13 protein-coding genes are annotated in these 11,734 nt (G+C 56.0%); 4 read left to right on the forward strand and 9 right to left on the reverse strand.

Annotated features, from left to right (window positions below):
- Nucleotides 1-73: 73 nt before the first annotated feature.
- On the forward strand, nt 74-904 hold the full coding sequence (locus I6N98_RS10765) for a methylated-DNA--[protein]-cysteine S-methyltransferase (protein ID WP_198568368.1): 831 nt from the start codon (nt 74-76) through the stop codon (nt 902-904).
- 5 nt (nt 905-909) lie between these two features.
- Here the strand turns inward: I6N98_RS10765 and I6N98_RS10770 are convergent, their stop codons facing one another.
- Nucleotides 910-1,602, reverse strand: a complete 693-nt coding sequence (locus I6N98_RS10770; RefSeq protein ID WP_198568369.1) for a peroxiredoxin-like family protein — start codon at nt 1,600-1,602, stop codon at nt 910-912.
- 87 nt (nt 1,603-1,689) lie between these two features.
- Between I6N98_RS10770 and I6N98_RS10775 the strand changes: the two genes are divergently transcribed.
- Nucleotides 1,690-2,265: a lipocalin family protein gene (locus I6N98_RS10775; protein WP_198568370.1), complete on the forward strand. Its 576-nt coding sequence runs from the start codon at nt 1,690-1,692 to the stop codon at nt 2,263-2,265.
- A gap of 2 nt (nt 2,266-2,267) precedes the next feature.
- On the opposite strand, the gene I6N98_RS10780 is transcribed toward I6N98_RS10775, so the two are convergent.
- From I6N98_RS10780 to I6N98_RS10810, 7 genes are all read right to left on the reverse strand, one after another.
- Entirely contained in the window at nt 2,268-3,023 is a 756-nt protein-coding gene (locus tag I6N98_RS10780) for an SDR family NAD(P)-dependent oxidoreductase (protein WP_198568371.1), read from the reverse strand.
- 62 nt (nt 3,024-3,085) lie between these two features.
- Nucleotides 3,086-4,210 carry a helix-turn-helix transcriptional regulator gene (locus I6N98_RS10785; protein ID WP_198568372.1) on the reverse strand — a complete coding sequence of 375 codons (1,125 nt, stop codon included), beginning with the start codon at nt 4,208-4,210 and terminating at the stop codon, nt 3,086-3,088.
- Nucleotides 4,211-4,368: 158 nt separating this feature from the next.
- Entirely contained in the window at nt 4,369-5,397 is a 1,029-nt protein-coding gene (dmpG, locus tag I6N98_RS10790; protein WP_198568373.1) for a 4-hydroxy-2-oxovalerate aldolase, read from the reverse strand.
- Nucleotides 5,398-5,407: 10 nt separating this feature from the next.
- Nucleotides 5,408-6,313, reverse strand: coding sequence for an acetaldehyde dehydrogenase (acetylating) (locus I6N98_RS10795; RefSeq protein WP_198568374.1), 906 nt, complete (start codon nt 6,311-6,313; stop codon nt 5,408-5,410).
- 23 nt (nt 6,314-6,336) lie between these two features.
- On the reverse strand, nt 6,337-7,122 hold the full coding sequence (locus I6N98_RS10800) for a fumarylacetoacetate hydrolase family protein (protein WP_198568375.1): 786 nt from the start codon (nt 7,120-7,122) through the stop codon (nt 6,337-6,339).
- Nucleotides 7,123-7,177: 55 nt separating this feature from the next.
- Nucleotides 7,178-8,008, reverse strand: coding sequence for an alpha/beta fold hydrolase (locus I6N98_RS10805; RefSeq protein ID WP_198568376.1), 831 nt, complete (start codon nt 8,006-8,008; stop codon nt 7,178-7,180).
- Between the two features lie 113 nt (nt 8,009-8,121).
- Nucleotides 8,122-9,045: an SDR family NAD(P)-dependent oxidoreductase gene (locus tag I6N98_RS10810; protein ID WP_232787311.1), complete on the reverse strand. Its 924-nt coding sequence runs from the start codon at nt 9,043-9,045 to the stop codon at nt 8,122-8,124.
- A 255-nt stretch (nt 9,046-9,300) separates the two neighbouring features.
- Here I6N98_RS10810 and I6N98_RS18830 point away from each other — a divergent pair, with 255 nt between their 5' ends.
- Both I6N98_RS18830 and I6N98_RS10820 read left to right on the forward strand, forming a co-directional pair.
- Nucleotides 9,301-9,594, forward strand: a complete 294-nt coding sequence (locus I6N98_RS18830; RefSeq protein ID WP_198568378.1) for a BrnT family toxin — start codon at nt 9,301-9,303, stop codon at nt 9,592-9,594.
- Nucleotides 9,572-9,796 carry a BrnA antitoxin family protein gene (locus I6N98_RS10820; protein ID WP_198568379.1) on the forward strand — a complete coding sequence of 75 codons (225 nt, stop codon included), beginning with the start codon at nt 9,572-9,574 and terminating at the stop codon, nt 9,794-9,796. The genes I6N98_RS18830 and I6N98_RS10820 overlap by 23 nt, the downstream gene beginning before the upstream one ends.
- A 262-nt stretch (nt 9,797-10,058) precedes the next feature.
- Here I6N98_RS10820 and I6N98_RS10825 read toward each other — a convergent pair.
- Nucleotides 10,059-11,215 (reverse strand): IS3 family transposase gene (locus I6N98_RS10825; protein WP_374964823.1). Its coding sequence is split into 2 segments (ribosomal slippage): nt 10,059-10,967 and nt 10,970-11,215, totalling 1,155 coding nucleotides; the frame shifts between segments, so codons are not numbered across the junction.
- Nucleotides 11,216-11,734 lie beyond the last annotated feature (519 nt).

The raw sequence follows: 11,734 nt of genomic DNA on the forward strand, positions 1-11,734 counted from the left end.
GCAAGATTCGGTTCGCCGCCGAGCTAAGATGCGGCGACAATAGCAGCTTCTGGGATTACTACGGGACCACACTGTGTCTGACTATCAACGCATGGCCAAAGCCATCGACTACCTGGTCCGCCATCGCCAGCGCCAGCCCAGTCTGGAGGACGTGGCGCAGTATGTACATTTAAGCCCCAGCCATTTTCAGCGCCAGTTTCAGCGCTGGGTCGGGGTGAGTCCCAAACGCTATCTTCAGGCTCTTACTGTGAGCGATGCCAAAGCCCTGTTGGCCCGCTCGACACCAACGCTGGCGGTAGCAGATCAATTGGGCTTAAGCAGCGCGTCCCGGCTCTACGATCACTTCATTCAGCTGGAGGCCATGACGCCGGGGGAATACCAGCGCGGAGGCGAAGGTCTGCACATCCAGTACAGCCTGCACGACACACCCTTTGGCCAGGCGCTGCTGGCCAGCACCCAGCGGGGTTTGTGTTGCTTCAATTTTATCGACAGTGATGATGAGGTTCCCCAGCAAACACTACAGGCCCAGTGGCCGAAGGCGGGTATCGTAGCTGGACTTGCCAACCACCAAGCTATTGTCGACGCCCTGTTCAGCACTGCGGGAAAGCCAGACTCTCCCCTCTCCCTCCATGTGCGGGGCACCAACTTTCAGATACAGGTTTGGCGGGCACTGCTGCGGATTCCCGCCGGCAGCTTGTCCACCTATCGTCAGGTGGCCCAGGCCATCAACCGCCCCACGGCTTCCCGAGCGGTGGGCCAGGCCATCGGCGCCAACCCGGTGGGCTTGTTGATCCCCTGCCACCGGGTGATTCGGGAAAGCGGCGAGCTGGGGGGCTACCGCTGGGGGCTTGAACGCAAGCAGGCCCTGCTGTGTTTAGAAGAAGCGCAGACTCAACCCGGCTAAAGCGCTTATTGATTTAAGCTAGTGTCGATAAGGGTCAGCAACTGCTCAATGCTGGGCCGTTCTGCGTAGTCGGCAGTGGCGTGGGAGGCCAACACCCTGCCCTGTTGATCGATGACAAATACCGATGCCACGGCAATGGTGTTGTGTTGCCGACCACTCCAGGCTGACAAGTCGATGCCATAGTCCCGATATTTCTTTAGTGTGTTTTGGTCAAGCTCCAGCAGCACATTAAATTGGCGGTGGGCCAGCAAATCGGGATCGCTAAGCACCGGAAAGGGTATCTCGTATTGCCGGCTCAATGCCGCCGCTTTATCGGGAGCATCGACACTGATTAGCACCGGTTGCACTCCGGCAGCTTTCAATTTGGGATAGTTGACCGCCAGCTCGCGAACCTGGCCGTTGCAATAGGGGCACCAGCCGCCCCGGTAAAAAACCACTAATGCCGGCCGCTCTGCCCAGGAAGAAGCCAGGGCGTAGTCCTCTCCATCAATAGTCTTTAAAGTCGCACCCTTTACTCTCTCTCCCTTTTGCAAGCCCTTACCCGCTTCGTTGCGACCCAATTTGGATTCGGGGAGGGTTTTGTACTGCGTGGGCTCAGCCAGTGTCGGTGTCGACTCGCCCTGGGCGGCACTGTAGCCAGTACCCAGCAGAGCAAAACCCAGCGCTATGGCAAGGGCAATTTTATGTAATTGGTTCATGCTTCAGTCCTCTAAAAACATCCTGTTTCCGTATACTTATAGTTAGACGATGCGCATCAATCAACGTTTCAGCTGGACGCTTTCGACATGACTCAACACCTGCCCCATACCCTTTTAGTACTGCTACGCCGAGTGTGCTTGGCAACCCTGGCCACCGTTTTGGTGGGCTGCCTGGGCATGCCCAAAGATGTCGAACCAGTGGATAATTTTGAGCTGCAGCGCTATCTGGGTAAATGGTACGAAATCGCCCGACTGGACCACTCCTTTGAGCGGGGGCTGCAGGCGGTTACCGCCGAGTATTCGCTGCGGGACGACGGTGGCGTGCGGGTCATTAATCGCGGCTACTCCTCCAGCCGTGGCATTTGGGAGCAGGCGGAGGGACGCGCCTACTTTGTTGATGGCAAAGACCGGGGCTATTTAAAAGTGTCATTTTTTGGCCCCTTCTATGGCTCCTATGTGATCTTCAATCTGGATAAGGACCACTATCAGTATGCCTTTGTCTCAGGGCCGGACAACGGCTATTTGTGGCTGCTGTCACGCACACCAACGGTCCCGGACGCACTGATTAAAGACTTTGTGGAGGCAGCTCAGCAACGCGGCTTCGACAGTGAAACGTTGATTTTTGTCGACCATTCACAAGCCACCAAAACCGAGCGGGAGTAGCCTCAGCGCATCAGGATTTGCCCGCCGTCGATGGGCAGCGTGTGGCCGGTAATGTAGGCGGCGTCCGGCCCGCACAGAAACGCCACTACCCTGCCGATGTCTTCTTCACACTGACCGACCCGGCCCATCGGCACCGAGCTGAGAAAGGCGTCGACATCGTCGCCGCCGCTCTCCACCCAGCGCGCCATTGCCGGCGAGTCTGCCAGCGGCATGATGCAGTTAACGCGGATACTGTCGGCGCCCCATTCACAGGCCGCCGCCCGACTCAGGGCGCGAATCGCCTCTTTGGCAGCGGCGTAGGCGCCGAAACCACCACTGTCGTGGCGCAGCGCCGCTGAGGTGGCCAGGTTGACCACCGCGCCATCGCCACGGAGGTAGGGATAGCAGGCTTTCATAAAGCGCAGCGTCGCCAGGGGGCCGGTGTCCATACCCTCTAGGAACTCGTCGTCGTCCACTTCAAGCAGATGGCCCAGGGCGACAAACTGGGCATTGTTGACCAGAATATCGATGCCACCAAACTCGTCCACCACCTCCTGCACCGCCGCTTCGATATCATCCAGCTCCGCGACATCACAGACAAAGGCTTCGGCAACGCCGCCGCGATGATGGATTTCAGCGCAGGTCGCTTCGAGGGTAGACAGTGTTCGCCCCAACACCGCAACGGTGGCACCTTCGGCTGCCAGGGCCAGAGCAATGCCCTGCCCCACCCCCTGTCCACCGCCTGTGATCAAGGCAACTTTATTTTGCAGAATGGCCATGGTGGGTCCTCCCCGCTATTGCGGAAACCGGGGCAGACCGTGGTCGGCGGGATCGCGGGTTGTCAGTCTGCCAATTGGGCGACGCTTTTCAGGATCAAGCGTACCAGTAGGGTCTGGCGGCTGACACCTGTTTTTGAAAAAATCGAGCGCAGATGCGTGCGGGCGGTATTGCGGCTCATGCCCAGCGCTTCCGAGGCTTCGTCGAGACTGAGGCCGTCGGCCAACAGCAGCGACAGTTGCGCCTCGGTAGGGGTAAAGCCAAACAGCTGAATGATGATATTGACTGGTGCTTCGGCACCGTACTCCGGATCGCTGATAAAAATCGCCACCGTCGGTACGGATTTGCCTTCGGACCATTCCCCGGTGGGCACGGGCCGGGCGATAACCCCCAGATCGGCAAAGTCGCCGTCCCGATGAACCCGCATCGCTTCCACGACTGAGGCTTCTCCGCTGCCCCGCTGGGCAAGGATATTGTCGATCAAATGCTGGAGTTTCTTGGTGGTGGCCTGATCACCCAGCATCAGGCAACCGCCCTCCACCCGCACTTCCGGCTCACGGGCAATAAGGTTTTCCGCCATGCGATTCATCGACAGGATGGAGCCCTTTTCGTCCAGCAGAATCGTCGCCAGGGACAGGCTTTCCACCGCGCCGGCGTACAGTGCCCGCTCGGATTCGATCTTGTTCATCCGCACATGCAGACGCAGCGAGCGCTCCAGGTGAGGGACAATGGCGTACATCAGGTCCCGGTCGGCCTGCTCGAAGGTCGGCGCCTCCTTACCCCGGGCGACGCGAAGGCCGGCGTCCATCTCGTCGGGGACGTGGATATCCACCCCGAGGGTATCGTAGAGGCCAGTGGGCTTCATGCACAGCTGATAAAGCTCGCTGTTTTCCCAGTCGTCGTCGGTGATTAATTCCTGCAGGGTTTTCACTTCCCCGGGCTTCAGGGAAAGAAACGGGTCCATGGCAAACAGGCGTTCCTGGTAGTTATCCAGGCCTTCGCTGGTGCGACCGCCCACTACCCGCAGCGCGCCGCGGCCCGTTTCTGATGGAGGATTCAGCACCAGGGTGACGGAAATCGCCTGCATTTGCTCACTGAGCTCAGTGAGAAACTGCTGCCACGGCTCTTCCTCCAATGGACCTTGATAAATGCTTGTGATCAGACGCTCGAAGGCGGGTTCGATATACATCGCGTAGCGCACCTGCGGTTATTATTTTCGTAGGGCCTAAAGGCCCTAAAGGTGCGTAAAGTATAACTGAGAAATTCGCAGAGAAAAGGGCGAGTTACAGCCCTGTAACAAAAGAATAATGAGCGCGGACTAGCGTTTTGCGTAATCCGCGCCTTGTTTTAGATCAAACCTCGTTCTTTGGCCATATCCAGGGCCAGGTCTTCGATCATGTCCTCTTGGCCGCCAACGGTTCTGCGACGGCCCAATTCCACCAGAATATCCCGGGAAGAGACGCCGTACTTCTGCTGGGCGCGCTTGGCAAACAGCAGGAAGGAGGAATATACCCCGGCGTAGCCCAGGGTCAGTGCATCCCGGTCAATGCGGATCAGCTGGTCCATAATCGGCACTACCCGATCTTCTGCCACGTCCATCATTTTGTAGAGGTCGGTGCCGTGGTCGGCGCCCATGCGGTCCAGCACCGCGACCAGCACTTCCAAAGGCGTATTGCCCGCCCCGGCGCCGAGCCCGGCTACCGAACCGTCGATCCGCCCCGCTCCCGCCTCAATGGCGATCAGCGAGTTCATTACCCCGAGGCTGAGATTGTGGTGGGCGTGAAAGCCGATTTCCGTTTCTGGCTTCAGCTCCCGGCGCAACAGGCCGATGCGGGACTGCACATGCTCCGGCAGCATATAGCCGGCGGAATCGGTGCAATAGATACAGTTGGCGCCGTAGGATTCCATCAGCTTGGCCTGCTCCAGCAGCTGCTCGGGCTCGATCATATGGGCCATCATCAAAAAGCCTACGGTATCCAGGCCCATTTCCGAGGCCATGCCGATATGCTGCTCGGACACGTCGGCCTCGGTACAGTGGGTCGCCACCCGAATGGTGGTCACACCCAGGTCTGCCGCCATCTTCAAATGGTCGACCGTGCCGATGCCGGGCAACAGCAAGGCGGACACCTTGGCCTGCTTGACCACGCCGACCACCGCTTTCAGGTAGTCTTCATCGCTGTGGGCGGGAAACCCGTAGTTGACCGAGGCGCCGCCCAGGCCATCGCCGTGGGTCACCTCGATCAGAGGCATACCGGCTTCATCCAGGCCGGCAGCAATGTGTTTCATTTCGTCGAGGGATATCTGATGCTGCTTGGCGTGCATACCATCCCGAAGACACATGTCGTGCAGGGTGACCTTTTTTCCACGTAAATCCATAGCGTCTTCCTCAAACTTTAACGGTGTAACGGCCGGCCAGCATTTCTTCGGCGACCATTTCGGCGGTGCGCAGTGCGGCGGCGGTCATAATGTCGAGATTGCCGGCGTAGTTGGGCAAAAAGTCCCCCAGCCCCTCGACCTCCATAAACATTGATACCCGATTGCCGTCGAACACCGGTCCGTTTTTCAGGCGATAGCCGGGCACGTATTTCTGCACCTCGGTCACCATCTCTTCCACCGAGCGGGTGATGGCATCGCGATCTGGCTCACCTTCGGTCAGGCAGTGGATGGTGTCCCGCATAATCAGCGGCGGCTCTGCCGGGTTGATGACAATGATGGCTTTACCCTGTTTGGCGCCGCCAATCTGCTCAACGCCCCGGGCCGTGGTACGGGTAAACTCGTCGATATTTTTGCGGGTTCCAGGCCCTACGGAACGGGAGCTCACCGTGGCGACAATTTCACCGTAACTCACCGGCTGTACCCGAGATACCGCTGCCACCATAGGAATGGTGGCCTGACCGCCACAGGTGACCATATTCACGTTATTGGCCTGAGCCTTTACCGCGTCTTCAAGATTGACCGGCGGTATACAGTAGGGGCCGATTGCCGCGGGAGTCAGGTCGATCATCATCGCACCCAGCTCGTTGACCTTGCGGGAATTCTCGGCGTGGACGTAAGCCGAGGTGGCGTCAAAACAGATTTGTACACCGTCCTCTTGCAGGGTCGGCAACATACCATCGACACCGTCGGCGGTGGTCTTTAGCCCCATGTCTTTGGCGCGGGCCAAACCGGGGGATTCCGGGTCTACCCCCACCATCCACACGGGCTCAATCAGATTGGAGCGCTTGGCTTTAATCAGCAAGTCGGTACCAATATTGCCGGGGCCGATGATCGCGGCCTTAATTTTTTGCGACATAAAAACTCCGCTGGGGATAGAGGTTAGGTAAAGCTCACACTGGCACGGCCAATACCGTGTAATTCCAGCTCAAAGTGATCGCCGGGGCTGGCGGGCTCCAGTGGCACCAAAGAACCGGAGAGAATAACTTCACCGGCTTTAAAGGGAATTCCAAAACGGCCCAATGTATTGGCCAGCCAGGCGACTGCTGTGAGCGGGTCACCCTGCACCGCACTGCCTTTGCCTTCGCTCAGTAGCTCGCCGTTTTTGTGAACGGTAATACTGAGATTGGGCAGGTCAAAGTCCTTGGGGTCCACTTCCGACTCGCCCAATACATAGACACCGCAGGAGGCATTGTCGGCGATGGTATCCTGAATCTTTATCTGCCAGTTATCGATACGGGAATCGACAATTTCAAAGCACGGCATAATACATTCGGTAGCGGCGAGCACATCGGCTTCCGTCACACCCGGCCCGATCAAATCTGATTTAAGACGAAAGCCAATTTCGGCCTCAGCCCGGGGTTGTATCAGCTGCCCCGCCACCGGCACTGCCGCGCCGTTGTCGTAGGTCATGGCGTCAGTGAGAAAACCAAAATCGGGTTGATGAACCCCCAACATGTCCTGAACGACTTTAGAGGTCACACCAATCTTTTTGCCCACTACTTTTTCGCCGTCAGCCAGGCGACGCTCCAGCATGCGCTGGGAGATGTAGTAGGCATCGTCGATAGTGATCTCGGTGTAACGGCTGGTTAGAGGGGCAATGGCCCGGCACTCCCGCAGCGCGTTGTACAGCTCATCGCCCAGTTGTTCTATTGTTGCCGTGTCCATTTTGCTCCCGGTGTACAGTCGCACCAATGGCAACTGTTGGTTATATGTAGGGGTTTTAGTGTTGTAAGAAATCCAGCACCGCGCGATTAAACATGTCCTGGTGCTCTACCATTACCCAGTGGCCACACTGGGATACCAGGGTGAGCCGAATATCGGCAATGCCCTTGGCCAGGGTCATAATGCCGGTCTCCGGCATCATCTGCTCGTTGACGCCCCAAAAGGCCTGAACTGGGCAAGATATTTCGCCCAGCCGCTCGGCCATATTGGGCACCGACATGGTGTTGATCACCTGGGTGTTTTGTTGCTGAAAAATTCCCCAGCGCTCGTCCACCAACTGCTGGTCCACCACCGCCTCGTCGTAGACCAGGCCGCGGCGGATAAACTCCTCCAGTCGCTGGGGCGACATGGGGCCGGCGGTGAAGACTTCCTTCATCACCTGCATGCCCGGCATATGAAAGTAATCGGGCTGGTTCTCGATACCGCCCGGTGCCATCAGCACCAATTTATCGACGCGATTGGGGTTATCCAGGGTAAATTTAATGGCGATGGCGCCACCCAGAGAGTTGCCAATCAAGGTCGCGCTGTCGATCTCAAGCGCTGTTAGCAGCTGGGCCACGTGGTCGACAAACAAATCCAGTGGATACTCGATGTCGTCGGGCTTATCGGAATAGCCATAGCCAATCAGATCCGGGACGATGACCCGGTAGCCCTGCTCCGCCAACCAGGGATAGTTGCCTTTGAAATTGCTGTGGCCGCTGGCGCCGCTGCCACTGCCGTGGAGAAAGACCACAGCCGGACCCTGGCCGTGCTCCAGGTAGTGTAAGCGGTGCCCTGACGCTGTCGTGAAGTAACGCCCTTCAGGCAGCCCCGCTACCAATGTCGCCATAACCCTGCCTCGTTATCCTGTGACAGGCACCTTGCCGGCACCCTGAATTCATCACGGCAGTGTAGCGGAGCCCCGCCCCAGGCCTAATCCCCCAAATGGAGGAAGAATCCGACTCAGCGGACTTCGGCATCGTTAAAGGTAGTGGGCTCACCCAGCATGACGCGGGGGGAGTGGCGCACTTCCCCGCCGGTATCCACCACCCCAAAGGCCTCGGCAAGTTCTGCGGCATAGTGCACCTGACCGCTGTAGTCCATGGCGCGACCGGATTGGTACAGCGCGTCGATGACCCGGCCGGGAAACTCCGGAGACTCCGCCATGGCGGCGGCCTCGGCATACAAGTCTGGATGAGCATCAAACACCCGCTGACTGCGCTCGGTGCTGAGCAGCCCCATCCACAGGGAGATCACCGCCACACCGTGGGGGCGGAAATCCACTGCCATATCGTGGGCCATCTTATCTACCCCGGCCTTACCGGCACCGTAGGCCGGGCCGTGCATATAGCAGCGCCCCCCGGCGGCCGAGGTATTCACCACCAGCGCATTTTTACTTTTCAGCAGCAGAGGCGCCGCATAGTAACTGGACACATAGGTGGAGCGCAGACCGACATCGAGAATGGACTGCAGAGACAGGGGCTTCTCCCAGAAGGCGCCGGGGGCCACTAGCTCATCGGGGACATGCAAGGCATTGTTGACCAGAATATCCAGCCGGCCCTGCTCCCGGGTTATTTGCTCAAACAGCGCCTGCACCTGGCTGTCGTCGGCGTGGTCGCAGACCACCGGCACAGCCTTGCCGCCTCGACGGGTGATTTCCTCGGCGGTGGCGAACACCGTACCGGGCAAGGGAGCATCCCCCTCTTGCTTACTGCGTCCAGTGATATAGACCGTTGTGCCCGGTGCGGCCAGGGCGAGAGCAATGCCCTTGCCTGCCCCTCGGCTGGCGCCCGTCACCAGCACTACACGTTGTTGATCCATGGTGTTGCCGCCCTTCAGGTTGTTGTTATGGGGTGAGCTTAGAGGCTTGGCAGGTGCTATCGCCATCCTCTGTTTGTAGTGCGGAGGCGCTACAGATAGAGACCGATAGAGATATAGATAGGGATAAAGAAAACGACCGGCAGAGAAGAGCGGCTATCTGCATTACAAGGTTTGGGATGAGCTTTAGCCGGGTTGCCTGAAAAACCGGCGAATGGTTGGAAGATTCTCTTTGTCAGCCTTGCCATGTGGATTCAAAGGGTCGCCGCATCAATTCTAGCCGACGACATTGACAAAAACTACAATGTAACTACAATGTAATTGATGAGCAATCTCAACTTTGAATGGGACCCCCGAAAAGATGCTTCCAACCAAAAGAAGCATGGAGTTTCATTCCGCGAAGCAAAAACAGTCTTCACGGACGAGTACGCTCGCTTGATCGCAGATCCAGATCACTCGGACGAGGAAGATCGCTTCATAATCCTTGGTGCGAGCATTGATTCTCGCTTGCTAGTTGTTTGTCATTGCATCAGAGGCGAAGAGGCGATTCGGATTATCTCCGCTCGCAAAGCTGATAAGCGGGAACGCGAAATTTATGAAGGGTACAGACATGCGTGATCACTATGACTTTTCCAAATCCGTCAAAAACCCATACGCCAAAAAGCTCAAGAAGCAAGTCACTATTAGGCTCGACGAAGATACTATCGAGTATTTTAAGAAACTTGCCGAGGAAAAAGATCTTCCCTATCAAAGCCTCATCAACCTCTATCTTAGGGATTGCGCTCAGTCGCACAAAGATCTCAAGATTGAGTGGCAATAAGCTAGTAGCAAGGCCAAGCATCGGGACTCGCATACTACGCGCCCTTGTTGGCGGCGTCATGTGATTCGCTATTTCTAGGGTATCTGTTATGTCATTAACTTCCGCATGGAGTAGCTGCCCCCACTGTGGAAAGGCATTATTCAAGGACGATTACGTTTGCAAAAGCTGCGATTATCAGCTATCCGAGGTAGAAAAAAAGCAAGCAGCCTTTGAGATCGATCGTAAGCATAAAATAGGAATAATTGCGGGGATTGAATCGCCACTAGTTCACTAGACGCTTTTCAGCCTCTTTTAAATACTGACGCTCATAATCTACAGGCGACAGCCCATTGTTGGAACCATGCTGTCGTTTTGTGTTGTAGAACATCTCGATGTAATCAAATATATCGCTCCTTGCTGCATCTCGTGTCGCGTATATTTTGCGCTTTATTCGTTCTCGCTTTAGTAACTGGAAGAAGCTTTCCGCAACCGCGTTGTCGTGGCAGTTGCCTCGGCGGCTCATGCTCCCCTCCAAGCCATGCTCTCTGAGAAACTCGCTCCAGTCATGGCTTGTGTATTGGCTGCCCTGATCCGAGTGAACCAGCACTCCCTTTATAGGTTTTCGACGCCAGACAGCCATTAGTAATGCATCCAGCACAAGCTCTTTGGTTATGCGAGACTGCATAGACCAACCAATGATACGGCGAGAGAAGAGATCCATCACCGCTGCGAGGTAAAGCCAGCCTTCATGGGTCTTGATGTACGTAATATCGGTAACCCAAGCCTGATTTGGCATGACCGGATCAAACTGCCGGTCTAGCACATTGGGTGTGATGACATGTCGTTCTCCACCGCGCTGTCTGGGCTTGCGGTACCCAACCTGAGCCTTAATGCCTTCAAGCTTCATCAAACGATGTACGCGATTTAGGCCACAACGCTCACCCGCGTCCCTTAGATCTCTATGAATCTTGCGATAGCCATAGACGCAGCCTGATTCAAGCCAATACTGCTTGATGAGACCAGTAAGACGCTCATCATCAATCTGTCGCTTGGATTTTGGATGTTTCTTCCAGGCGTAGTACCCGCTGGGTTGAACACCAAACAGCTGACATAACTGCCGTACAGAATGAGAGCTGTGGTGTTCAGCGATAAAGGCGTATCTTACTCGGGGTGGCTTGCGAAGTACGCCGCGGCTTTTTTTAACAGGTCACGCTCTTCAGTAACGCGCTTCAAGTCCTTCTGTAGACGTCGGATCTCCGCAGCATCATCGGACTCCTTGCGATGCGCTTCTGAGTTAGGGCCGTAACGCTTAATCCATGCGTAAAGGCTATGAGTTGTTGTGCCTAGCCGTTGGGCCACATCGGCTACGCTGTGACCCGATACCGTGACCTGCTTAACCGCTTCAATCTTGAACTCTTCTGGATAACGCTGCTTGCTCATAAACACCTCTCTTTGTGCCATTTTCTATGGCTAAAAGGTGTCTAGCAAACTGGGGGCGATTCAGATTATCGTTTTTGGATTGGCAGCCTTTTTGATCATTTTAATGATGCTTTGGTGAGGTTTGTCAGGATTGATTTTTTTCATATCACATAACAATACCCAGCAGTTGCCGCTGACTAACGCGGCGCGACAATCAAAACGCTCCGTGATGAACACCCATTACAACAAGCGTCATAGTGCTCCATGATCTCAACAGCTGCATTAGTTTTAATGACCATCATAGCGTTGCCGCTGGCGATCCTGAGTTTCCATAAGCAATACCTATGGTTTAAAGCATATTACGAGCTTTGGCCAGCTATCCAAAATCGCTACCCCGATGAGTTTCGCCACTTAAGTACTGCGAATTGGTGGTCGTCAAATATTCTCTTCTTTGGGGAGTTCGCCAACTATCTAATTACAAGGAAGTATCGAGAACTCCAAATTCCGAGTCTTAACGAGCTGGCAGACCCAATTGCAAAA

The organism is Spongiibacter nanhainus, assembly GCF_016132545.1.
In the GTDB taxonomy this organism is placed as follows: Bacteria; Pseudomonadota; Gammaproteobacteria; order Pseudomonadales; family Spongiibacteraceae; genus Spongiibacter; species Spongiibacter nanhainus.